This is a genomic window from Bacillus sp. R86525, from assembly GCF_042466195.1.
GTDB lineage: Bacteria > Bacillota > Bacilli > Bacillales > Bacillaceae_G > Bacillus_A > Bacillus_A nitratireducens.
Window position 1 is genome coordinate 1,068,882 of sequence record NZ_JAXHPX010000007.1, and the last position, 23,035, is coordinate 1,091,916.

The window sequence follows — 23,035 nt, forward strand, 5'->3', positions numbered from 1 at the left end:
AAGAGATGATGAAGATTTTAAAAAGAGCAGCTCTTCCTCTTTTGCTCCTTTTTGTTTTTTTATTTGAAAATATGTTTGCTACTGTTGTTCCAACAGACGTCTTTTGGAAAGACAGTATAGCAGCACCGCATTTCTTTATAATTGTGTTATGTTTTATTACAGTGTACTATGGTCCGGTTCAAGGGATTTACTACGGACTATTATTTGGTTTCTTATTTGATACCGTATACACAGAACTTGTTGGTATATATATATTTGCTTATCCAATTTTGACATATTTAGTTTATAGTGCGATGAAGGTATTGCAATCGAATTTATTTATTGTTGTTTCTATCGTATTAGCTAGCATTGCAGCATTAGAGTATTATGTGTATGGATTTTTAACTTTGTTAGGGCGTACTCACATGTCGGCGTATGTCTTTTTCACCGATCGTCTCCTTGCTACTTTATTGCTAAATGGAATTTTCTTATTGATAGTTTGTTTCCCACTGAGACGATATTTAGTGCGTCTTTCAAAAGCGATGAAAGAAAAAGAAAAAAGGATTTTCTAATTTTATGTCGAATTGAATCGGTGGGGTGAACTTTAGTGGAAGAAAAAAAGCAACAAAATGTAACGATAAAAGGGACAAAAGATGGAATAACACTTCATTTAGATGATTGCTGTTCAATCTCTGAACTATTAAAAGAATTGGATGAAAAGCTTTCTACACATTACTATGATGGTGACGGACGTTCTTTGATTGAAGTGCGTGTTAAAGTAGGAAATCGTTATTTAACAGAAGTACAACAAGAAGAGATTCGTACGTTAATTCGCAATAAGAAGAACCTTGTTGTGGAATCAATTGATAGTGATGTTATAACAAAAGCAGAAGCAATAGCTTGGAAAGAAGAAACAGAAATTGTCCCTATTTCCAAAATTGTTCGCTCTGGACAAGTGTTACATGTAAAAGGAAATTTATTATTAATTGGAGATGTTAATCCAGGCGGAACGGTTATCGCTGGGGGGAATATTTTTGTCGTGGGATCACTAAGGGGGATTGCACATGCGGGGTATGATGGAGATTCAGAAGCTGTTATTGCTGCATCTATTATGAACCCTATGCAACTCCGAATTAGTGATGTGACAATGCGGGCTCCGGAAGAGAAAGAGGACGGAGCGGAGGCGGCCGAATGTGCGTATATTAATGAGAACAATCACATTGTTGTCGATCGCCTGCAACTTCTCACTCATCTTAGACCTAATTTAACAAAGTTAGAAAGGGGAATTGTATAGCTGTGGGAGAGGCAATAGTAATTACATCTGGAAAAGGCGGCGTAGGTAAAACTACAACGTCTGCGAACATTGGTACAGCCCTTGCGTTATCTGGAAAGAAAGTGTGTTTAATTGATACAGATATCGGTTTACGCAATTTAGACGTAGTAATGGGGCTGGAAAATCGTATTGTATTTGATCTTGTTGATGTCGTTGAAGGGCGTTGTCGTTTACCTCAGGCTCTTATTAAAGATAAACGTTTTGATGATCTTTATTTATTACCTGCAGCACAAACGAGCGATAAATCGGCGGTAACACCTGAACAAATGGATGAATTAATACAAGTATTACGTCAAGATTATGATTACATATTAATTGATTGTCCTGCGGGGATTGAGCAGGGATTTAAAAATGCTGTAGCGGGTGCGGATAAAGCAATCGTTGTAACAACACCAGAGGTATCCTCAATGCGTGATGCGGATCGTATTATCGGGCTTTTAGAGAAAGAGGATATTGAACCGCCGAAACTTGTCATTAACCGTGTGCGTAGTCATATGCTTCATGAACAGGATATGTTAGATGTTGATGAAATCGTACGTACATTGTCAATCGAGCTTCTTGGTGTTGTCGAGGATGATGATGAAGTTATTCGTGCTACGAATACAGGTGAACCTGTAGCGTTGCAACCGAGTGGAAAAGCAGCAATAGCTTATCGCAATATTGCAAGACGTTTGTTAGGTGAGAATGTGCCATTACAAGCATTTGAACAAGAAAAAGTATCGGTATTTACAAAGATGAAAAATTTCTTTGGAATCCGTTAAAAGCACTTCGCATAAATGCGGAGTGCTTTCTTTTTTCTTCGCATGAATATCTTTCTTCTATAACTCATACATATGTACAAACTGTATATAACTGTTTCTATTTGAATAAGGCTCACTAAAGAAAGGAGACAGTATGAAGAATAGACGTGTGGAAGAAATTAAAAAGCGGATTGCGAAAAGGAAAGAAGAGCAAGAAAGGATGGAGGAAGATCAGTATTTTGCTGGAGGGGACTTTGATAGTGACACGGTATTTATTGAAGAAGGAGAGAAGGAAATTCACCCTCTATTTCGAAAAGAAGTTTTTCTCTTCAAAGTTTTGCTGTCAGCAATATTAGTTCTCTCAGTTGCTATTTTATTTAAGAATGCACCTTCTTCTTTTGATGGTACTAGAGCTGTCACAGAAAAAGTTATGCAAGAAGAATTTCAATTTGCTACTATATCGAAATGGTATGAAAAGCAGTTTGGAAAACCTCTCGTTTTCTTTTCTCCAAATGAGAAAAAAGAAAAGGCTATTCAGCAAAAGGATTATGCGATTCCTGCCTCTGGAAAAGTGATGCAAGGGTTTCAAAAAAATGGCCAAGGTGTATTTGTTCAAACGGCTACAAATGCAACGGTTGAGTCAGTAAATGAAGGTGTAGTTGTTTTTGCGGGCAAGAAAGAGGAACTTGGAAATACAGTTCAAATTCAACACGCTGATGGCACGGAGTCTTGGTATGGAAATCTAAACGATATGTCAGTGAAGTTATATGATTACGTTTCGAAAAAACAAAAAATCGGAACGGTGAATAGTGACGAAAATAATAAAAACGGTAAATTTTATTTCGCGATGAAAAAGAATGAAAAATTTATTGATCCTATTCAGGTGATTTCATTTGATTAAATATAGAGATGTTTTAACGAAAATTACAGTGCATCCATTGTTTTGGGTTATTATCGTTATTGGTATTTTTACAGCGCGTTTTAAAGAGTTACTATTACTATTTTGTATCGTTTTAGTTCATGAACTTGGGCATGCTTTTGCGGCTGCATATTATAATTGGCGTATTAAACAAATTCAGCTTTTGCCGTTTGGTGGCGTAGCTGAGATGGAGGAACATGGGAATAAATCATTAAAAGAAGAATTGATTGTCGTTATGGCGGGTCCAATTCAGCATATATGGATGATTGCGGTCGCCTATATTCTGTATCAAGCGGGCTGGGTAACTGATGATTTGTACCATTTCTTTGTATGGAATAATGTCATTATTTTAGGGTTTAATTTATTGCCTATTTGGCCACTTGATGGCGGAAAAGTATTATTTAATGTATTATCATATCGTTTTCCGTATTTACAAGCACATGAAAAGATGATGAAATTGTCATGTGTTTTTTTTAGTGTAATATTAGGATGGCAGTTACTTTGGAATAGTAATAACATTATGATGTGGGTGTTACTCGTTTTTTTATCGATTTCTTTGTATCAAGAATGGAAACAAAGAAGGTACGCATTTATGCGCTTTTTATTAGAACGTTATTATGGGAATAAAAGAGATATTGAAAAGATCGCACCTATTGAGGTGCAAACAGAAGATCGCTTGTATACGGTTTTCACAAAATTTCGTAGAGGATATAAACACTCTATTATCGTCCATGGAAAATATAAAGAGCATTACACATTGGACGAAAATGAATTGCTCTATGCGTATTTTGCTGAAAAACGAACAACCTCATCTGTTGAAGAATTAATTGGTTAGTGTTGACGACGACACTAACCTTTTACCACGCATTAACGGGCAGTAAAACTCTCACCTCAAAATGTGGTTGGAGCAAAGAAGTTAGGTGGGAGATTAACTGCCCGTAAACGCCCGATTGGTTCAACTAATAATCAGTGGGGGATGAACAAAACCCCCACTGATTAAAGTTTCACTTTATATTGTAAGGAAAAGAAATGAAAAGTGAGGAAAGAATTTTGAAGACGTTATATATAAACTACACTGGTTCGGAAAAGCGTGTTGCGATAGAAGAGAAACAAAAAATTGTCGAGCTTTTATGGAAACGGAATGAAGAGCAAGAGATTGTCGGACATATTTATGTTGGGCGTATCGTAAGAACAATTGCTGGAATGAACGCAGCTTTTGTAAATATCGGATTAGAAAAACATGCATATCTTTCATATGATGATGTACCATCTTCATATCGCATACATGAAGGACAGGCGATACTTGTACAAGTTGTGAAAGAAGCAATTGATACGAAAGGGCCAAAATTAACGGCGAATATAGAATTTACCGGAAAATATGTTGTTTACATGCCGTATGATGAAATGCGTGCTGTTTCTCGGAAAATAAAAAATAACAAAAGAAGACAACAGTTACTCGAAATTGAAGTGAAAGGAACGGGTGGATACATTTTCCGTTCTGCTTCTGAAAAAGGAACAATTGATGAAATACAAGCTGAAATGCAAGGATTGCAGCAGTTATATGAAGAATTAAAAAGAAAAGAAGAGCAAGGAAAGGCGCCGTTACTACTTCATCGACCAGCGACGTTTTTAGATCGTGTATTTCAGGAGAACCCAATTGAAACGATTGAAAAAGTAGTTGTAGATACGAGAAGTGTAGTAAAAGAATTAGAAGAAAAAGTAGGGGGAGAAAGAGTATCCTTTTACAATGAAAAATCTTCGATGTTTAACCATTTTGGAATAGAGCGTGAAATCGAGAAAGCACTTCAAAAAATTGTATGGCTACCAAATGGTGCGTATCTAATTGTAGAACAAATGGAGACGATGACTGTAATTGATGTGAATACAGGCAAATTTACTGGAAAACAAAATTTACAAGATACTGTACTGCGCACAAATGAAGCGGCTGCTGAAGAGATTGCTCGTCAATTAAGACTGCGTGATATTGGCGGTATGATATTAATTGATTTTATTAATATGAAAAGACGAGAAGATAAAGAGAAGGTAAGAGAGAGTTTAATGTTAGCTTTACAAGATGATCGTACATATACGAGAGTACTCGGATTTACGGAATTAGGAATTTTAGAGATGACGCGTAAACGTAAGAAACATTCGTTACGTGACGTATTATTAGAAGAATGTGTACCTTGTAAAGCGACGGGATATGTCATGTCTTATGAAACAATTGCGTATGAGTTAGAGAGAGAACTAATTACATATGGCAATATAGAAGATGAAGCAGTATTGATCGCTGCACCGAAAATTTTGCAAAAGCATTTTCTGCAAAAAGAGTTACACAAAAATCTTCCATTTGAAATTTATTTCAAAGATGATATTATCGAAAAGTATGCTATTATCCGATTTGGAAGTAAGAAAGAAATTGTAGAACGGAAAAAATAGTTAGCAGAACATTTATTGACAATAGTCTATGATTCATGATAACATCTTTATGTTATAGTTTATAGCACCTAAACGGCTATATGCTACAACCGCACAAAACAGGTTCCCTAAAGACATGTATGTCTACCTCGTTTTTGGCGAGTCTTAGTAATTAAGAGGAGGTGCAAGTATGTACGCAATTATCGAAACAGGTGGAAAACAAATTAAAGTTGAAGCTGGTCAAGCAATCTACATTGAAAAATTAGATGTTGAAGCTGGTGAAACTGTTACTTTTGACAAAGTTCTTTTCGTTGGTGGCGAAAACGTTAAAGTTGGTAGCCCAGTTGTAGAAGGCGCAACAGTGACTGCTAAAGTTGAAAAACAAGGTCGCGCTAAGAAAATCATCGTTTTCAAATACAAAGCGAAAAAGAACAATCGTAAGAAACAAGGTCATCGTCAACCTTACACTAAGCTAGTTGTTGAAGCTATCAACGCTTAATTCAGGTTAACATGATTAAAATTACGATAAGTCGCACGAAATTAGGAAGTATCCAATCATTTAAAATGACTGGACATGCCGATTATGCGCCACATGGACAAGACCTTGTCTGTGCTGGAACTACAGCGGTTGTGTTTGGTTCTATAAATGCAGTGGAAGAGCTTTGTAATGTGCAAGCAACTATTGAACTCGGAAGTGATGGTGGATTCTTAACGTATGAATTGCCTAATGATTTAGACGTTCATGCAGCAGAAAAAGCACAAACGCTTTTAGAAGGATTGGTTGTTTCGCTTAAGACGATCGAACTTGATTACGGAAAGTATATCCGTTTAATAGAAAAAGTGCAGGAGGTGTAACGTATGTTAAGATTAGATCTTCAGTTTTTCGCATCTAAGAAAGGTGTAGGTAGTACAAAGAACGGTCGTGACTCTCAGTCAAAACGTCTTGGTGCTAAACGCGCAGATGGTCAAACGGTTTCAGGTGGTTCAATTCTTTACCGTCAACGCGGTACAAAAATTTATCCAGGTGTTAACGTTGGTCGTGGTGGCGATGACACTTTATACGCGAAAGTTGACGGCGTAGTACGCTTTGAGCGTCTTGGCCGTGACCGCAAACAAGTGAGCGTATATCCTGTTGCTCAAGAAGCATAAGAACTCACGGAAAACTCTAACCTGAGTGCAGGTTAGAGTTTTTCTATATTAAGGGGTATCTAAATGAATGAAAAATGGACAATTATAGATGCGTTGCGTCATTCAAGACATGATTGGCTCAATCGTATGCAGATGGTGAAAGGAAACCTTTCCCTTGGAAAAGTGGAAGAGATTCATAGTCTCATCGATCGTTTTGTCCAAGAAGCGAGACAAGAATCCAATCTGATAGGGCTATCAATGCCTTTATTTTCAGAGTGGATTTTAACATATAATTGGAAACAGCAGCCGTGCTTATTGGAGTACGAAGTATTAGGGAAATTACATAACTTATCTCACTTAGATGAGACTGTATGTAGATGGACGAATCAATTTTTCTCAATGCTTCAGCATAGTTTAGACGTATATGTTGAAAATTATGTTTGTATCACAATTGAATGTGACGCGGAGAATGCTCGTTTCTTTTTTGATTTTCGTGGTAAGCTAACGAGTGTAGAAGAACTACAGAATTGGCTTGCGAACCAAAACAATAAATGGTATTCCATTTCTTATACAGTACGAGACGAAGAAGTCTCAGTTATATTACAACCAATCGAAAAAAGTGTGGTGAAATAATGTTTGTAGATCAGGTCAAGATATATGTAAAAGGCGGCGACGGTGGTAACGGAATGGTTGCGTATCGTCGTGAGAAGTATGTACCTAAAGGTGGCCCAGCAGGTGGCGACGGTGGTAAAGGTGCAGATGTTGTTTTTGTTGTTGAGGAAGGCTTACGTACATTAATGGACTTCCGCTACCAACGTCATTTCAAAGCTGATCGTGGTCAGCACGGAATGAGTAAAGGTCAGCACGGTCGTAAATCTGAAGATTTAATCGTAAAGGTTCCACCGGGAACAATAGTAAAAGATGAAAAAACAGGTGAAATTCTTGCCGATTTAGTAACGCATGAACAAACAGCTGTAATCGCAAAAGGTGGCCGCGGTGGCCGTGGTAACTCACGTTTCGCAACACCGACGAACCCAGCGCCAGAAATCGCTGAGAACGGGGAACCAGGTCAAGAACGTGATGTCACGCTAGAACTTAAAGTACTAGCAGATGTTGGACTTGTTGGATTCCCGAGTGTAGGTAAATCTACATTATTATCTGTTGTATCATCAGCGCGTCCGAAAATTGCAGAGTATCACTTTACAACAATCGTTCCAAATCTTGGTGTTGTTGAAACTGGTGATAACCGCAGCTTCGTTATGGCTGACCTTCCTGGACTAATTGAAGGCGCACATGCCGGCGTCGGACTTGGACACCAATTCTTACGTCATATTGAGCGTACACGTGTAATCGTGCACGTTATCGATATGTCTGGTTTAGAAGGCCGTGAGCCATATGAAGATTATGTAACAATCAATAGTGAACTAAAAGAATACAATATGCGTTTAACTGAGCGTCCACAAGTTGTTGTTGCAAACAAAATGGATATGCCAGGTGCAGAAGAAAACTTACAAGCATTTAAAGAAAAATTGGGAGACGAAGTGAAAATTTTCCCAATCTCAGCTGTAACGAAACAAGGTGTTCGTGACTTACTATTTGAAGTAGCGAACTTATTAGAAACAACACCAGAATTCCCAATGTACGATGATGTAGAAGAATCTGAAGCAAGTGTAATGTACAAATTTGAATCTGAATCTAATTTTGAAATTACACGCGAAAGTGATGGCACATTTGTTATTTCTGGTTATGATATTGAGAAAACATTCAAAATGACAGACTTCTCACGTGATGAATCTGTACGCCGATTTGCTCGTCAAATGCGTGGAATGGGTATTGATGAAGCTCTTCGTGCACGTGGTGCAGTAGACGGAGATATTGTAAAAATTCTTGAATATCAATTTGAATTTATCGATTAAGACTGCCGAAATATGGCAGTCTTTTTTTATCCCGCTATTTGTGGGCAGTAAAACTTCCACCTCAAAATTCAGCTGGAGCAAAGAAGTTAAGGGGGAGCCTTACTGCCCGTAAACACCCAATTGGTGTGGGCTAATAATCAGTGGGGGAGGAACAAAAGCCCCACTGATTAAAGTTTCACTTTATATCGTAAAAGTCTGATTCTTACAGGAAAAAATCTCCACTAATCAAATTTTCAATTTATAATAGAAAAAGAAGTAATTTTAGAAGAATATTTATGGGGAGAAAGAGAACATGTATAAAATATTAATTGTAGAAGACGATGAGAAAATCGCGGGAATATTAGAGGAGCATTTAGAAAGGTATGGCTATCAATCATTTAGAGTAAGTGATTTACGTCATATAAAAGATGAGTTCGTAAAAATAAATCCACATCTAGTGTTACTCGATATTAATTTACCGTACTTTGATGGTTTCTATTGGTGTCGTCAAATCCGCACTGTATCGAATGCGCCGATTATTTTTGTTTCTGCAAGAACAGGGGAAATGGATCAAGTAATGGCGATTGAAAATGGCGGAGATGATTACATTACGAAGCCATTCCATTTAGATATCGTAATGGCAAAGGTGAAAAGTGCACTCCGCCGAGGATACGGTGAGTATGCTTTGGCCGCGGAAAGTGATTGTTTAGGTGTTAATGGGTTGTTATTATTCCCATCACAGCACACTGTAGAGTGGAAAGGTCAACAAACGGAACTTACAAAAAATGAGTTTTATTTATTAGAATGTTTAATGAAACAAGCAAATCAATACGTAACACGTGAAGAGTTGTTAGAGGCTTTATGGGATGAAGTAGCTTTTGTTGATGATAATACATTAACCGTAAATGTAAAGCGTGTAAGGAAGAAATTAGAGGAGCTAGGCATTAAAAATGCAATTGTCACAAAGCGTGGGTATGGTTATGCGCTTCTTACAGAGTGGGGCGAAGGGCATGAAGGTTAAAAATTACCTCATAGACCGCTTTTCTTTAATTATTACTTATATTGTAAGCCTTTGTTTATTTGGGCTCGTATTGCAGTTGCAAAGTCTTTTAGAAAAGCGATCAATTGACTGGAGTACGTGGCTATATGGCCTTTTATTAGGGACAGTTGTGTTTAGTGTATACCTTATTTACGATTACCGAAAACGGAGTGTGTTTTTAAAGAGAATAGAAAAATATGTTGCTGGCGGAAATACATTACATGACTCTTTACTTATTGATACTTCTTATACAGCAGAGCAAGAGATGGTTGTTGAATCGTTTACGTTATTAAGGCAGCAATATATGAATGAAGTTCATAAACAGCATGCGAAAGAGCAACAGCAAATGATTTTTATGAACCAATGGATTCATCAAATGAAAACCCCAGTATCTGTTATTGAATTATTGTTACAGAAATATGGTAAGGAACATCGTGAGGCAAGGGGAACGATTGAAAGTATTCGTGAAGAAAATAACCGTATTTTAAATGGCTTAGATTTAGCGTTACATATGGCAAGATTAGATCAGTTTGCGAAGGATTATAAAGTAGAAGTAGTAAATGTTATAGATGTCATTCGAGATATTATTAATGAAAATCGAAAGTCGTTCATTCAATCTTCTGTATTTCCGAAACTGATGGTTGAAGAAGAAGCTTGTATGATTGCGTCTGATAGAAAGTGGCTTAGTATCGCCATGAGCCAAATTGTTGTAAATGCAATTAAGTATACGAAAATTTCGGAGGCAGAGAAAAAGGAAATTCAATTTCAAATTGAAGAGAAAGACCAAAAAGTGTTATTACATATTAAGGACAATGGAATTGGTATTCCAGAGCAAGATGTAAAGCGCATATTTGATCCATTCTTTACGGGAATAAATGGCCGTAAAACGAGAGAAGCGACTGGAATGGGTTTATATATTACGAAGGAAATTTGCGATAATTTACATCATGGAATTCATGTACAATCAACTGATGGGGAAGGAACAACATTTACGTTCCAATTTGCAAAAGATGAAGAATATCATACATTAATGAGAAAAATGACAAAACTGTAAGATAACAAAACGTTTTGTAAGGGAAATCACTCGTTTCTTTTTCTTATTTTTCTTATAGTAAATGTAAGAAGAAAACACATAGGGGGATTAGAAATGAGTGTTCTTGAAGTAAAAGGATTAACGAAGGTGTACCAATCAAAAGGTTCAGTAGCGACGACTGCTTTACATGATATAAATTTTAAAATAGAAGAAGGCGAATTTGTAGGAATTATGGGTCCTTCAGGGAGCGGGAAAACAACGCTTTTAAATTTATTAGCAACAATTGATAAGCAAACCTCAGGTCATGTGCTTGTAAATGGTGAAGAAATTAATCAAATGCGTGCTGCAAAATTGGCGGAATTTCGCCGTACACATTTAGGATTCATTTTCCAAGATTTCAACTTACTTGATACGTTATCGATTAAAGAAAATATTATTTTGCCGCTTGTAATGGCGAGGAAGTCTGTAAAAGAAATTGATGCGAAAGTACTTGAAATTGCGAAGTTTTTAAACATCGAAGAAATTTTAAATAAAAAAGTATACGAAGTATCAGGCGGACAACAACAACGTGCAGCTGCTGCGAGAGCAATCATTCATGAACCGACGTTGATTTTAGCGGATGAGCCGACCGGTAATTTAGATTCGAAGTCAGCAAAATCATTAATGGGTGCGTTGCAAGACTTACATGAACAAAAGAAAGTGACAATTGCAATGGTAACGCATGATCCAGTAGCGGCTAGTTATTGTGAACGCATCCTCTTCATTCGCGATGGAGAAATTTTCTCAGAAATACATAAAGGAAGAACGAAACAAGCCTTTTTCCAAGAAATTCTGGACGTACTTGCGATGCTAGGAGGAGAATATCATGAACTTTCGCCAGCTCGCGCTTAATAACGTAAAAGGAAATTGGCGTAATTATAAAGCATTCCTTATTAGTAGTTGTTTATCAATCGTAGTATTTTTCATGTATGCTTCCTTCATTTATCATCCAGACGTTGTAAGCGGTAATATTAGTATGAAGACGATGATTACAAAAGGGTTAGAATCAATGAATTATATCGTAGTCATCTTCTCAGCACTCTTTATTTTATATGCAAATTCAACGTTTTTACGAGCAAGAAAAAAAGAATTCGGTTTATTAACATTAATAGGCGGAACGAAATCTCAGCTTGGCCGAATGATTATATTAGAACAACTTATGCTAGGTAGTATTGCAATTGTAGTAGGTATCGGGATTGGAATGCTTTGCTCAAAACTATTTTTCCAAGCACTCAGTGTCTTACTAAAAGTTGATAAAACATTGCCGCTTGTGTGGAATGGAAAAGCAGTTCTTATTACAGCTGGTGTATACTTTATCCTGTTTTTAATCCTATCGTTGTTTAGTGTTTGGACAGTAGGGCGCCTGCAAATTATTGATTTATTAAGAGAAGCAAGAAAACAAAAAGTAGAGCCGTTTGCATTTACATGGTTATGTGTAGTTGGTATAGGATGTATTATTGCTGCATATGTACTTAGCTTCCAGGTAACGTTTTTGAATTTTATTATCCTCTTTTTACCGGTTGTAGGACTGACAATTGGCGGAACGTATTTACTATTTACACAAGGAAGTACAGTCGTATTAAAAGCGTTGCAAAAACGGAAACAATCTTTTTATACGTATCCAAATATGTTTGTACTTAGCAATCTTATTTATAAAATGAAAGATAATGCTCGTTTTCTATTTGTCATTTCTATTATTACGGCGGTTGTTTCTTCAGCAGTTGGCACGCTTTACGTATATTTTGAAAATTTGAGTACGAAAACGGTAGAGCTTACACCACATGCTATTTCATATGAGGAAAAGGGGTTAAATACGCATAGCCTTATTAATGAAGAAAAGGTACAAGAGCTTGTGAAGAGACACGGGTTTGAAGATGCGCGAAAAGTAACCTACGTTAAACTACCGGCAACACAGAAGATAACGTTGTTTAACAGTGAACATGAAGTACCAATGACGATTATTTCAGAAAAAGAATATAATGCGGAAGTGCGTAAACAAAAGAGAGAGCAAGTTACAGAGGTTCATAATGCGTCAGGTAGTGCAACAATGGTTATGGTTGATATGGCAAATGAACTTATGAAGATAGATCGTACGGAACCGTATGAATTCAAAATTAACGGACAAAAGCAGTCTGTTCTTTTAAATGAGCCAACGTCATATTCTGTTTTTAATGATAGCGAATATCTTATTGTGAATGATCGAGATTTTGAGAAATATGAAAAGCTCGTACCAGATGAAGAAAAGACGAAATATTATGGTTATTATATTGAAGATTGGAAAAGTACTGAAGACCTTGTTCTAGATTTTAAAAAGGAAATTGCACCAGAAAAGCAAGGGGAATTGAGAAACTCAGTGTTTGCTTATAAAGATATAAGAGAAGGTGGAGCAATTACAATGTTCATCGGTTTCTTCGTAGCAGTACTGTTTTTCTTCTTCGCTTGTAGTATGACATACTTTAAATGGTTTAACGATAAAGAACAAGATCGTATTCAATTTAAATCATTAAAGAGAATCGGTATGACAGATAAAGAAATTCGTAAAATTGCAATTCGTCAAATGGGCGTTATCTTCTTTATCCCAATCTTAATCGGTTCAATTCATAGTGGAGTTGCTCTTCATACGTTAGGGAAAATGCTTTATATTGATTTATGGAAATCAGGTGCAATTGTAATTGGAGCATACATTTTAGCTTCTGCAATTTACTTTATGATTGCGCAAAGAGGATATTTAAAACACGTAAAAAGCTAGGGAAACCTCTAGCTTTTTACCTGTGTAGTAAGTTATAGGAGGACGATAGATGAACATTCGGCAACTAGCGCTGCAAAATATAAAAGGAAATTGGCGTAATTATAAAGTGTTTTTCTTAAGTAGTTGTTTTGCAATATTTGCGTCTTTTGCATACATGTCTGTCATTGTACATCCGTATATGCAAGAGACGATGTGGTACCAAAATGTACGCTGGGGACTTATCATATGTAATGTTATAATTATTGCTTTTTTCGTCATATTTATTTTGTACTCTACTTCTATTTTCATAGAGGCACGTAAGAAAGAATTAGGATTATATATGTTAATGGGGGCGACGAAGTCTAACGTAATAGGAGTGATTATGACCGAGCAAATATTGATCGGGATTTTTGCCAATATTTTCGGTATTGGGCTTGGCATGATCTTTTTAAAGCTCTTCTTCATGGTGTTTAGTATGTTACTTCAACTTCCGAAAGAACTCCCTGTCATATTTGACGTGAGAGCAATTGGGGGAACGTTTATTGCATATATGGTCGTATTTGTTGTCTTATCTTTTATAAGTGCTTTACGTATATGGAATATAAAAATCATTCGGTTATTGAAAGAATTTCGAACAGATAAAAAAGAGAAGAAAACATCAATGTGGCTTTGTATATTCGGCTTTATTTGTTTAGGGATAGGATATGCGTTGGCGTTACAAGCGACGATGCCAACGATAGCATTATATTTTTTTCCTGTGTCTATACTTGTTTTTTTCGGAACGTATTTTTCTTTTACACACGGTACTGCTCAAGTATTAGAAATGATAAAACGAAATAAAAAGATTATGTATACATATCCGTATTTATTTATAGTGAATCAATTGTCACATCGAATGAAGGAAAATGGTCGTTTTTTCTTTCTAATGTCAATGGCAACGACGTTTGTAGTTACGGCAACAGGTACGGTGTTCTTATATTTTTCTGGTATGCAAGATATGTGGCGGGGCGGGGGAGTGCACTCATTTTCTTACATAGAAAAAGGTACTTCTTCTCATGAAGTCTTTGCGGAAGATGTGGTTGAACAATTATTACATCAATATGGGTATAATGATTTTCAATCTATGAGTTTGGTTGGAGTGTATGCATCTTTTCAGTCCGACAAGGGAGAAACAGAAGTAGTGCCGCTCGTTAAAGAAAGTGAATACAATCAAGAGGCAAGAAAACAAAAACAGAAAACGTATCATCCTAAAAAAGGAACTGTTACACTTGTTTATTATAATAAATACAATCATCCGAATATATATGATCAAAAAGAGATTCAATTACAAGTAATGAATCAAACATATTCATTCATATTTAACGGTCAGAAGGAAGGGATACAATTTAACTATCATCCTTCGCATATTAATGGTCTGTTCTTCGTCATGAATGATGAAGACTTTGACAGTATAGCAAATAAGGTTCCTGATTCTGAAAAAATGATATATAGAGGCTATACATTACCAAATATCGAAAATACGAAAGAATTAAATGAAGAGTTACGGAAACATATGAAACAAGATAATAATGCATTTCGAAGTAATATGGAGTTATATGTGACTATGAAAGCGTTCGGTGATATTACTCTATTTGTAGGCTCATTCATTAGTATATTATTTTTCCTTACATCATGTAGCATCGTATATTTTAAATGGTTTCATAATATTGCATCGGATCGTAAACAGTACGGGGCGCTCTCTAAACTTGGAATGACGAAAGAAGAAGTGTGGAAAATTTCCCGTTGGCAATTGTGTGTGCTATTTTTTGCGCCAATTATAGTAGGGAGTATGCATAGTGCAGTTGCGTTATATACGTTTCATAATACGATCTTTATGGATGGTTCATTAAGAAAAGTAGGCTTGTTTATTCTGTATTATATTGCTGCATGCATCATGTATTTCTTTTTCGCTCAAAGAGAATATTGGAAACATTTAGACTAGCGAATGCTAGTCTTTTTTTAATATTCGAAATTTACATAGAAGAATATAAAAAAGTATGGTATAACAGTAAGAAAACGAAAAAGAGGGGAAAAGACGATGATTCGAGTAGGATATTTAGGACCAGAAGCAACATTTACAAATATGGCGGTGAGTCGTTTTTTTCCGGAAGCAGAGCATGTACCGTATCGAACGATTCCAGACTGTATTGATGCAGCTGCAAATGGAAATGTAGATTATGCAGTGGTACCACTAGAAAACGCCATAGAAGGTTCAGTGAATATAACAGTTGATTACCTCGTACATGAGCAACCACTTTCTATTGTAGGAGAAATTACAGTACCGATTCAGCAACACTTACTTGTACATCCGCAGTATGCAGAAGTGTGGGAAGAAGTATATGCTGTACATTCTCATCCACATGCTATTGCACAGTGCCATAAATTTTTAAATGAGGAATTAAAAGGGGTAACCGTTCGCGATATGACATCAACAAGCGCTGCTGCGCAATATGTGAAAGAACATCCTGAAGAAAAAATCGCCGCCATTGCAAATGAAGCAGCGGCAGAAAAATACGGATTAACAATTGTAAGGCATGACATTCATACGCACAAAAACAATCATACGCGTTTCCTTGTTCTGCATAAGAAAAAGAAAGCAATACTCCCAAATAACGGAGAAAACCGAGGAGAGAAAACGACGCTTATGATAACGTTACCTGCTGATTACGCAGGGGCACTATATCAAGTGTTATCAGCTTTCGCATGGAGAAAATTAAACTTATCAAAAATCGAATCGCGCCCGATGAAAACAGGCCTTGGAAATTACTTTTTCTTAATCGATGTCGACAAAGCATATGATGATGTATTGTTGCCAGGCGTAACGATGGAACTTGAAGCACTTGGTTTTTCTGTTACTGTGCTGGGGAGTTATTCTTCTTATTGGTTGTAAGGGGTGAGGGGGTTGTTAAATTTGCTTGAAACGAAACGTTGTTTATTAAATACAGTTCATGAATTAGATTACGAAAGTATAAAAGAACTATATTTAAATGCAGAAGTGAGAAAATATCTTGGTGGACCGCGTGAAGAAGAGTCGATTAGAGATGTTGTGAATGATATGTTGCATCCGGAAGAAAATTGTTGGTATTGGATTGTTAAAGAGAAGGAAACAAAAGCGTTTTTGGGAGTAGTATCGCTCGATCCAAATGATGTTAATAAGGATATTGAAGTATCTTATCAATTTTTGCCGATGTACTGGGGAGTTGGCTATGCAACAGAAGTTGTTCAAGCAGTAATTCAGTATGGTTTTCAGGATTTACATTTATCAAAAGTAATTGCAGTAACACAAATGGCTAATACACCTTCGCGTAAACTTTTAGAAAGGTTACATATGAAGTTAATCAAAACGTATCATCGGTTTGGTGCAGAGCAGGCTGTCTATGCTCTTGAGGCAAGAGATGCAATAGAATAGATAAATAAAATCCCACCTATAAATGGTGGGATTTTTTATTTTAACTTCGCAAGACGATCCTCTAACTGACCACGCCAAATCTCGGCTAGTTCTGGAACAGCAAGAATCTTCTCAATGCCATCTTTATCTTTTCTATTATGAAAATAAATTTCGTTAGAGAACAAAACAGATACATTTTTTGATGGACGTTCTAGTAATGTAATTTTAGAATCTTGACGTACAGTACCTTCTTGAAGAACGCGGCATAAGTAGCCAGTAAATCCAGTTGCTACAATGCGCGGCAGTATGCCAGGGATACCAAGACGTTTTGAAATTGTGCTACAAGGGACGCGAGCTTGTGTCACTTGAATGATTGCTTCACCTAGTTGATATGTATCTCCGATGCAAACATCACGCTCTAACATATTTGTTACGGTAATGTTTTCACCAAATGTGGAAGCTGGAAGCGTAGTTTGAAATTCCTCTTCCCATAGTGCGTAATGCTCGTGTGGGTACACACAAACTGCGCGATCAGGTCCCCCGTGGTGTTTTAAATCCGCTACATCATCACCACGGAATCCGTCTTTTGAGAGAAAGGCCTCTTCTGTAGGATCTTTACATATACCTGTTATCATTTCTTTATCTTCGCCATATTTCATTTGTTTCGGTTTACCGGTGCTAAAGTGAACGAGTTCAATTCCCATATTTGATCTCCTTTATAATTGTTTACAATATTATAACATCTACAAAATAAAAGCACAGAGTATGATAAAAAACTCTGTGCTTTACATTAATAAACTAGAAATCCAGCGCGGTCTAGTGCCTCACAAGCGGCATCTAATTTCTCTTTAGAATCAGCCTCAATTGTATGTAAGTGAATACCATCGGTTAGTTGTGAAAGATAGGAAGCATTTGTGTTTTCGATTTTTTGTAAATATTGCTCTACATCAAAGCGATTACTTACCATGATGGATGCTGTTAAGTCACCGTATACAGGATGCTCAACTTTTACATCTTTAATCGTAACGCCATGGTCAACAAGCATTGTAAGTTCTTGACGTACTTCCGCTGGTTTATGTTGGCATACAATTACGCGTTCGAAAGCTTGTTGCTTCTCTTGTGGTTTTAAATATAAATATCCTTGAGCAGTTGCAATAATTGGTTCGTTTCGTGCTTTAAGTAAGGAAATATCTTGCACAATCACTTGTCGACTTACGTTTGTCTTTTTCGATAGTTCATTCCCAGATAACGGTTCGTTTGCAGCGAGAAGCCACTGAAGGATGAGTTGTCGTCTTTCTTCACCTAAAATCTTTTTTTGATCATTTTGCTTCATTATGATTTAACACCTCTATAAAATTGATTTCCAATTGTGTGTAGTGCATGAATAGTTGTATCAATTTGTTCTTTCGTTGTGTGATGTCCGAAAGAAAAGCGGACATATTGTTTTGCCTCTTCATACGTTTTTCCAATTGCGAGCATTGTTTTCGAAGGTTCTTGTTTACCGACTTGGCAAGCACTTCCAGTTGAAATGGCAATACCATGACGGTTACATTCTAACATTGTATACTGACCTTCTATTCTTTTTATTGTAACCCCAATAATATGTGGTAAACAAGAAGTAGAATGTCCTTCCACTTCAATTTCTAGAGGAAGTGTTTGTAATTGCTTTAAAAAATAGGATCGTAACTCTTGAAAACGGAAGCTCTCTTTCTTTTGATTTTTTAATATATGCTCTGCAGCCGTTAAAAAAGCAGCGATGCCAGGAACGTTCACTGTACCAGGGCGAAATCCTTTTTCATGAGAAGTTCCCGGAAATACTTGTTCCCAGCGCGTTTGCGGATTTATATAGCAAGCACCGACACCTTTTGGTCCGTATATTTTATGGGCTGAAACTGAGAGACTATCAATCTTCATTGCTGTAACGTCTATTGGAAGTTTACCAAATGTTTGAACGCAGTCCGAATGAAATAAAACATTATATTTTTTTAAGAGTGCTCCGATCTCTGCAATGTTTTGAACGGTTCCGATTTCAGAATTTCCGTGCTGTATACTTGCTAGAACAGTATTTTCCGTAATAGCTGCTTCTAAATCCGCTACATGAATTAGCCCGCTTTTATCAACAGGAATTTCAGTAATTGTATAGCCTTGCGATTGTAAGGATTGAAAATAACTTCGAATCGATGCGTGTTCCATAGGTGTCGTAATAATATGTTTCTCATTTCTAGCATTTAGAAGTGATTGAATCGCAAGATAGTTAGACTCTGAACCACCGCTTGTGAAGAATACACCTTGTTCCTTGCCCCCAATCATTTCTGCAAATGTTTCTCTACAAACTTGTAATAAAGAAGATGCGCTTCCGCCAATATCGTGTAAACTTTGTTCATTTCCGAAATATGTTTTTGTCGCTTGTATATATGTTTCTAAAGCTTCTTCGCTCATAGGCGTTGTTGCTGCGTAATCAAGATATATCATCATGTGAATTCCTCTCTTCAGTAAGAGTGATGTTTATTTTTGTTTTGAGAATGATAGTGAAAATAAGAATTGTAAAAAAACTCTTGTCATTATTTTAAAACTATGTAAATATAGGTGTCAAGACAGTTGAAAAGTGTAAAGTAGGAGGCAACAATTATGCCAAGTGCAGATGTCTTGATTATTGGAAGTGGCGTTGCGGCACTTCGTGTTGCAAAAGAGCTTTGTCACGAAAAGAATGTGATAATTATCACAAAAAAAACAGGACGCAATAACAATACGTATTTAGCTCAAGGGGGAATTGCTGCGGCTGTTGCTGCATATGACGATTCGAGTGGGCATTTTGAAGATACATTAGTGGCAGGTTGTCATTATAACAATGAAGAGGCAGTTCGGTATTTAGTTGAAGAGGGGCCGAAAGAAATAAATAAGCTTATTACAAATGGAATGAAGTTTGATGGGGATGAAAAAGAGCTTCACCTTGGTAAAGAAGGAGCGCATCGAAAACGTCGTATTTTACATGCGGGAGGAGATGCAACTGGTAAAAATTTATTAGAACATTTAATTCAAGAAGTAGTTCCGTACGTTACTGTTGTAGAGCAAGAGATGGTGCTCGATTTTATGATAGAAAATAATAAATGCATAGGAGTTTTAACGCGAAATAGTGAAGGGGAGTTGAAGCGTTACTATGCTGATAATACGGTGTTAGCATCAGGAGGAATTGGTGGCTTGTACGCCTTTACGTCGAATGACGAGACAATTACGGGTGATGGACTTGCGATGATATATCGAGCTGGTGGTGAACTAGTTGATCTAGAATTTGTACAATTTCATCCGACAATGTTATACGTGGGCGGGCGATGTTGTGGTCTCGTTTCTGAAGCAGTTCGCGGGGAAGGAGCTGTCCTTATAAATGAAAAGGGACAGCGTTTTATGATGGATATACATCCCGGGAAAGATCTTGCTCCGCGTGATGTAGTGGCAAGAGCTATTCATGAACAACTTCTTACGGGTGAAAAAGTGTACTTAAACATCGAAACTATTCAAAACTTTGAACAGCGATTTCCGACCGTTTCATCATTATGTAAAAAGAATGGCGTTGACTTAAAAAGGAACCTTATTCCGGTCGTACCGGGTGCTCATTTTCATATGGGCGGCGTGAAGACGAATTGTGATGGGGAGACGTCCATTCCCAACTTATATGCGGTCGGTGAAGTGGCGTGTAATGGAGTTCATGGTGCGAACAGATTGGCGAGTAATTCATTATTGGAAGGTCTTGTGTGCGGAAGACGGATAGGAAAACACATTTTAGCTAGACCAGCACAAGAAAGAAAAAATGTACCGGAAGAGAGAGGGAAAAGTTTTATAGCTCTTAATGATTTACCGTTGAAAGAAGAAATACAAGAACACATGATGAAGTATGTTGGGATTGTGCGAACAGAGAAAAATTTATCATATGCTACGAGATGGTTTAGTAGGTACGGTGTGAGAAATATGATATTACAATATGATGCTCTTACAAATGAAGAGATTACGCTTATTAATATGTTAACAGTTTGTGAGCTTATAACAGTATCAGCATTGCAAAGAAAAGAAAGTATTGGTGGTCATTATCGCAGTGATTATCCAGAAAGAAATAGAGTAAGGAAAGAGATTATTCGAGTGAGAAGAAAACTACAACTTGTTTAATAAGGGGAAGAGGGGTTTTATGAACATATTAAAAGTTAAGGAAGCACTAAATAGATTTTTTCTAGAAGATATAGGAGAAAGAGATGTAACATCGCAGCTTATCTTTCCCGATAATGCAATTGCAAAAGGAACGTTTCTTGTAAAGGATACAGGGGTCTTTGCGGGGAGTTTAGTAATAGAAGAGGGTTTTAAACTAATTGACGAAAAAATTGAAGTTACACTCCATAAAAAAGATGGGGACTTAGTAGAAATAGGTGAAATTATAGCAACAGCTAAAGGGCCTATTGCATCTTTATTAACAGCGGAGCGCGTTATATTAAATATTATTCAGCGTATGAGCGGGATAGCAACGATGACTCGTAAAGCAGTACTTACGTTAGATAGCAATCATACGCGTATTTGTGATACGAGAAAAACGATGCCGGGACTACGTATGTTTGATAAATATGCGGTAGTGTGCGGAGGCGGATTTAACCACAGATTCGGTTTGTATGATGGTGTCATGATTAAAGACAATCATATTACGTTTGCTGGATCGATTACAAAAGCTGTTACATCGGTGAAAGAAAGATTGGGACATATGGTGAAAGTAGAAGTCGAAACAGAGACAGAGGCGCAAGTGAGAGAAGCGGTAGAGGCCGGCGCAGATGTTATTATGTTCGATAATCGCACGCCAGATGAGATTCGTGAGTTTTCAAAAATTGTACCGAGTGCCATCGTTACGGAGGCTTCAGGTGGTATTACAATTGAAGATTTATCGAAATATGGAAAAACAGGAGTGGATTATATTTCACTTGGGGCGTTAACACATTCAGTGAAAGCACTCGATATTAGTTTTAATATTGAGGCGTGATGAGAGTGGTTTAGAGGGGGAGAATCATAAATGAGTATTCTAGAGAAAGTTCAGCCAATCGAAGTAATGTTACCAGAGCGTTATCAAACGATGTCTACATTAGAAATGGAAGAGCGTGTTCGCGAAATTAAAGAAAAAATGGGTGAATTGCTATTTATTCCAGGGCATCATTATCAAAAAGATGAAGTGGTACAATTTTCAGATGCAGCAGGGGATTCGTTGCAACTTGCACAAGTTGCAGCGAGTAATAAAGAGGCGAAATATATTGTGTTTTGTGGTGTACACTTTATGGCGGAAACAGCAGATATGTTAACGACAGAGGATCAAGTTGTCATCTTACCAGATATGCGTGCAGGGTGTTCAATGGCGGATATGGCAGATATTGAGCAAACAGAAAGAGCGTGGAAAGAGCTCGCAAAATTATTTGGGGATACGATGATTCCGCTAACGTATGTAAATTCAACAGCTGCGATTAAAGCATTTTGCGGTCGTAATGGAGGGGCAACAGTAACCTCTTCTAATGCAAAACAGATGGTGTCTTGGGCGTTTACACAAAAAGAACGTCTCGTCTTTTTACCAGACCAACATTTAGGAAGAAATACAGCGTACGACTTAGGCATCCCGTTAGATAAAATGGCAGTATGGAACCCGCATACAGATTCATTAGAGTACGATGGAGATATAGAAGAAATTCAAGTGATTTTATGGAAAGGCCATTGTTCTGTTCATCAAAATTTTACTGTGAAAAACATTGAAAGCGTGCGAAAAAATCATCCGGATATGAATATTATTGTTCACCCTGAATGTTGTTATGAAGTTGTTGCCGCTTCTGATTATGCAGGGTCAACGAAATATATTATTGATATGATTGAAGCTGCTCCAGCGGGAAGTAAGTGGGCGATTGGTACAGAGATGAATTTAGTGAACCGAATTATTCAGCAACATCCAGGTAAAGAAATTATGTCGCTAAATCCGTTTATGTGTCCGTGCTTAACAATGAACCGAATTGATTTACCTCACTTACTATGGGCGCTTGAGAATATAGAAAGAGGAGAAGAAATTAACGTTATTCGTGTAGAAAATCAAGTAACAGAAGAAGCGGTTCTTGCATTAAATCGTATGTTAGAACGCGTTTAAAGCAACGGGATTTCCGTTGCTTTTTTTGTACATATAATCATAACAAGAATGAAATAGGCATACATTGTGTTGAGGAAATCATTGTGATTTTTTTATGCTTATTCCACTTCAAGTCATATTGTTTGAAGTGATAAAAGTAAAATGAAATTAAAGTCTTTTCGAAAGTGTTACCTCAAAGTGTTTTTACTTATAGATAAGTTATACAGGAG

24 protein-coding genes and 1 other annotated feature are annotated in these 23,035 nt (G+C 36.9%); of the genes, 21 read left to right on the forward strand and 3 right to left on the reverse strand.

Annotated features, from left to right (window positions below):
* The first annotated feature begins 5 nt into the window (after positions 1-5).
* The 18 genes from mreD to SJY24_RS08105 all read left to right on the forward strand — a co-directional run bounded on the left by mreD (position 6) and on the right by SJY24_RS08105 (position 16,699).
* Complete coding sequence (gene mreD, locus SJY24_RS08020; protein WP_377864338.1) at positions 6-551, forward strand: rod shape-determining protein MreD; 546 nt, start codon at positions 6-8, stop codon at positions 549-551.
* A 35-nt stretch (positions 552-586) separates the two neighbouring features.
* Positions 587-1,273 (forward strand): septum site-determining protein MinC, encoded by a 687-nt coding sequence (gene minC, locus SJY24_RS08025; RefSeq protein WP_377864339.1) that lies wholly within the window; start codon positions 587-589, stop codon positions 1,271-1,273.
* A gap of 2 nt (positions 1,274-1,275) precedes the next feature.
* Positions 1,276-2,073, forward strand: a complete 798-nt coding sequence (gene minD, locus SJY24_RS08030; RefSeq protein WP_000503308.1) for a septum site-determining protein MinD — start codon at positions 1,276-1,278, stop codon at positions 2,071-2,073.
* Between the two features lie 133 nt (positions 2,074-2,206).
* Positions 2,207-2,953, forward strand: a complete 747-nt coding sequence (locus SJY24_RS08035; RefSeq protein ID WP_377864340.1) for a peptidoglycan DD-metalloendopeptidase family protein — start codon at positions 2,207-2,209, stop codon at positions 2,951-2,953.
* Positions 2,946-3,806: a M50 family metallopeptidase gene (locus tag SJY24_RS08040; RefSeq protein ID WP_377864342.1), complete on the forward strand. Its 861-nt coding sequence runs from the start codon at positions 2,946-2,948 to the stop codon at positions 3,804-3,806. The genes SJY24_RS08035 and SJY24_RS08040 overlap by 8 nt, the downstream gene beginning before the upstream one ends.
* 194 nt (positions 3,807-4,000) lie before the next feature.
* Positions 4,001-5,410, forward strand: a complete 1,410-nt coding sequence (locus SJY24_RS08045; protein WP_377864344.1) for an Rne/Rng family ribonuclease — start codon at positions 4,001-4,003, stop codon at positions 5,408-5,410.
* A gap of 77 nt (positions 5,411-5,487) precedes the next feature.
* Positions 5,488-5,565: a sequence feature (ribosomal protein L21 leader region), on the forward strand.
* Positions 5,566-5,579: 14 nt separating this feature from the next.
* Positions 5,580-5,888, forward strand: a complete 309-nt coding sequence (gene rplU / locus SJY24_RS08050) for a 50S ribosomal protein L21 (RefSeq protein WP_000270907.1) — start codon at positions 5,580-5,582, stop codon at positions 5,886-5,888.
* Between the two features lie 11 nt (positions 5,889-5,899).
* A complete protein-coding gene (locus SJY24_RS08055) occupies positions 5,900-6,244 on the forward strand; it encodes a ribosomal-processing cysteine protease Prp (RefSeq protein ID WP_001973720.1) in 345 nt (114 codons plus the stop codon).
* A gap of 3 nt (positions 6,245-6,247) precedes the next feature.
* On the forward strand, positions 6,248-6,538 hold the full coding sequence (gene rpmA, locus SJY24_RS08060) for a 50S ribosomal protein L27 (protein WP_000944957.1): 291 nt from the start codon (positions 6,248-6,250) through the stop codon (positions 6,536-6,538).
* 63 nt (positions 6,539-6,601) lie between these two features.
* Entirely contained in the window at positions 6,602-7,150 is a 549-nt protein-coding gene (locus SJY24_RS08065; RefSeq protein WP_377864346.1) for a Spo0B C-terminal domain-containing protein, read from the forward strand.
* A complete protein-coding gene (gene obgE / locus SJY24_RS08070) occupies positions 7,150-8,433 on the forward strand; it encodes a GTPase ObgE (protein WP_000497117.1) in 1,284 nt (427 codons plus the stop codon). The genes SJY24_RS08065 and obgE overlap by 1 nt, the downstream gene beginning before the upstream one ends.
* A gap of 292 nt (positions 8,434-8,725) precedes the next feature.
* A complete protein-coding gene (locus tag SJY24_RS08075) occupies positions 8,726-9,433 on the forward strand; it encodes a response regulator transcription factor (RefSeq protein ID WP_071745757.1) in 708 nt (235 codons plus the stop codon).
* On the forward strand, positions 9,423-10,505 hold the full coding sequence (locus tag SJY24_RS08080) for a HAMP domain-containing histidine kinase (RefSeq protein WP_377864347.1): 1,083 nt from the start codon (positions 9,423-9,425) through the stop codon (positions 10,503-10,505). The genes SJY24_RS08075 and SJY24_RS08080 overlap by 11 nt, the downstream gene beginning before the upstream one ends.
* A 93-nt stretch (positions 10,506-10,598) precedes the next feature.
* Complete coding sequence (locus SJY24_RS08085; protein ID WP_377864348.1) at positions 10,599-11,375, forward strand: ABC transporter ATP-binding protein; 777 nt, start codon at positions 10,599-10,601, stop codon at positions 11,373-11,375.
* Positions 11,350-13,272 carry an ABC transporter permease gene (locus SJY24_RS08090; RefSeq protein WP_377864349.1) on the forward strand — a complete coding sequence of 641 codons (1,923 nt, stop codon included), beginning with the start codon at positions 11,350-11,352 and terminating at the stop codon, positions 13,270-13,272. The genes SJY24_RS08085 and SJY24_RS08090 overlap by 26 nt, the downstream gene beginning before the upstream one ends.
* 49 nt (positions 13,273-13,321) lie before the next feature.
* On the forward strand, positions 13,322-15,232 hold the full coding sequence (locus SJY24_RS08095; RefSeq protein ID WP_377864350.1) for an ABC transporter permease: 1,911 nt from the start codon (positions 13,322-13,324) through the stop codon (positions 15,230-15,232).
* Between the two features lie 96 nt (positions 15,233-15,328).
* Complete coding sequence (gene pheA, locus SJY24_RS08100) at positions 15,329-16,180, forward strand: prephenate dehydratase (protein WP_377864351.1); 852 nt, start codon at positions 15,329-15,331, stop codon at positions 16,178-16,180.
* A gap of 21 nt (positions 16,181-16,201) precedes the next feature.
* Positions 16,202-16,699, forward strand: coding sequence for a GNAT family N-acetyltransferase (locus tag SJY24_RS08105; protein WP_377864352.1), 498 nt, complete (start codon positions 16,202-16,204; stop codon positions 16,697-16,699).
* 35 nt (positions 16,700-16,734) lie between these two features.
* On the opposite strand, the gene SJY24_RS08110 is transcribed toward SJY24_RS08105, so the two are convergent.
* From SJY24_RS08110 to SJY24_RS08120, 3 genes are all read right to left on the reverse strand, one after another.
* A complete protein-coding gene (locus SJY24_RS08110; protein WP_377864353.1) occupies positions 16,735-17,382 on the reverse strand; it encodes an MOSC domain-containing protein in 648 nt (215 codons plus the stop codon).
* A gap of 86 nt (positions 17,383-17,468) precedes the next feature.
* Positions 17,469-18,011 carry a transcription repressor NadR gene (locus SJY24_RS08115; RefSeq protein ID WP_097808356.1) on the reverse strand — a complete coding sequence of 181 codons (543 nt, stop codon included), beginning with the start codon at positions 18,009-18,011 and terminating at the stop codon, positions 17,469-17,471.
* On the reverse strand, positions 18,011-19,153 hold the full coding sequence (locus tag SJY24_RS08120; protein ID WP_377864354.1) for an IscS subfamily cysteine desulfurase: 1,143 nt from the start codon (positions 19,151-19,153) through the stop codon (positions 18,011-18,013). Before SJY24_RS08120 ends, SJY24_RS08115 begins: the two co-directional genes overlap by 1 nt.
* Before the next feature lie 153 nt (positions 19,154-19,306).
* Between SJY24_RS08120 and nadB the strand changes: the two genes are divergently transcribed.
* From nadB to nadA, 3 genes are read left to right on the forward strand one after another with little or no spacing between them, the layout of a single operon-like run.
* The gene (gene nadB, locus SJY24_RS08125) at positions 19,307-20,836 is read left to right on the forward strand and encodes an L-aspartate oxidase (protein ID WP_377864355.1); all 1,530 of its coding nucleotides are present in this window, start codon (positions 19,307-19,309) and stop codon (positions 20,834-20,836) included.
* A gap of 19 nt (positions 20,837-20,855) precedes the next feature.
* Complete coding sequence (gene nadC, locus SJY24_RS08130) at positions 20,856-21,689, forward strand: carboxylating nicotinate-nucleotide diphosphorylase (protein ID WP_377864356.1); 834 nt, start codon at positions 20,856-20,858, stop codon at positions 21,687-21,689.
* Between the two features lie 30 nt (positions 21,690-21,719).
* On the forward strand, positions 21,720-22,826 hold the full coding sequence (gene nadA / locus SJY24_RS08135) for a quinolinate synthase NadA (protein WP_377864357.1): 1,107 nt from the start codon (positions 21,720-21,722) through the stop codon (positions 22,824-22,826).
* The last annotated feature ends 209 nt before the right edge of the window (positions 22,827-23,035 follow it).

Excerpts from the sequence above, each read along its gene's own strand:
- SJY24_RS08115 (WP_097808356.1), bottom strand. The coding sequence starts at position 18,011 with ATGAAGCAAAATGATCAAAAAAAGATTTTAGGTGAAGAAAGACGACAA.
- SJY24_RS08055 (WP_001973720.1), top strand. The coding sequence starts at position 5,900 with ATGATTAAAATTACGATAAGTCGCACGAAATTAGGAAGTATCCAATCA.
- rplU (WP_000270907.1), top strand. The coding sequence starts at position 5,580 with ATGTACGCAATTATCGAAACAGGTGGAAAACAAATTAAAGTTGAAGCT.
- SJY24_RS08075 (WP_071745757.1), top strand. The coding sequence starts at position 8,726 with ATGTATAAAATATTAATTGTAGAAGACGATGAGAAAATCGCGGGAATA.
- mreD (WP_377864338.1), top strand. The coding sequence starts at position 6 with ATGATGAAGATTTTAAAAAGAGCAGCTCTTCCTCTTTTGCTCCTTTTT.
- SJY24_RS08090 (WP_377864349.1), top strand. The coding sequence starts at position 11,350 with ATGAACTTTCGCCAGCTCGCGCTTAATAACGTAAAAGGAAATTGGCGT.
- nadA (WP_377864357.1), top strand. The coding sequence starts at position 21,720 with ATGAGTATTCTAGAGAAAGTTCAGCCAATCGAAGTAATGTTACCAGAG.
- pheA (WP_377864351.1), top strand. The coding sequence starts at position 15,329 with ATGATTCGAGTAGGATATTTAGGACCAGAAGCAACATTTACAAATATG.
- nadB (WP_377864355.1), top strand. The coding sequence starts at position 19,307 with ATGCCAAGTGCAGATGTCTTGATTATTGGAAGTGGCGTTGCGGCACTT.
- SJY24_RS08080 (WP_377864347.1), top strand. The coding sequence starts at position 9,423 with ATGAAGGTTAAAAATTACCTCATAGACCGCTTTTCTTTAATTATTACT.
- SJY24_RS08110 (WP_377864353.1), bottom strand. The coding sequence starts at position 17,382 with ATGGGAATTGAACTCGTTCACTTTAGCACCGGTAAACCGAAACAAATG.
- nadC (WP_377864356.1), top strand. The coding sequence starts at position 20,856 with ATGAACATATTAAAAGTTAAGGAAGCACTAAATAGATTTTTTCTAGAA.
- SJY24_RS08095 (WP_377864350.1), top strand. The coding sequence starts at position 13,322 with ATGAACATTCGGCAACTAGCGCTGCAAAATATAAAAGGAAATTGGCGT.
- SJY24_RS08085 (WP_377864348.1), top strand. The coding sequence starts at position 10,599 with ATGAGTGTTCTTGAAGTAAAAGGATTAACGAAGGTGTACCAATCAAAA.
- SJY24_RS08065 (WP_377864346.1), top strand. The coding sequence starts at position 6,602 with ATGAATGAAAAATGGACAATTATAGATGCGTTGCGTCATTCAAGACAT.
- obgE (WP_000497117.1), top strand. The coding sequence starts at position 7,150 with ATGTTTGTAGATCAGGTCAAGATATATGTAAAAGGCGGCGACGGTGGT.
- SJY24_RS08045 (WP_377864344.1), top strand. The coding sequence starts at position 4,001 with ATGAAAAGTGAGGAAAGAATTTTGAAGACGTTATATATAAACTACACT.
- SJY24_RS08035 (WP_377864340.1), top strand. The coding sequence starts at position 2,207 with ATGAAGAATAGACGTGTGGAAGAAATTAAAAAGCGGATTGCGAAAAGG.
- rpmA (WP_000944957.1), top strand. The coding sequence starts at position 6,248 with ATGTTAAGATTAGATCTTCAGTTTTTCGCATCTAAGAAAGGTGTAGGT.
- SJY24_RS08120 (WP_377864354.1), bottom strand. The coding sequence starts at position 19,153 with ATGATGATATATCTTGATTACGCAGCAACAACGCCTATGAGCGAAGAA.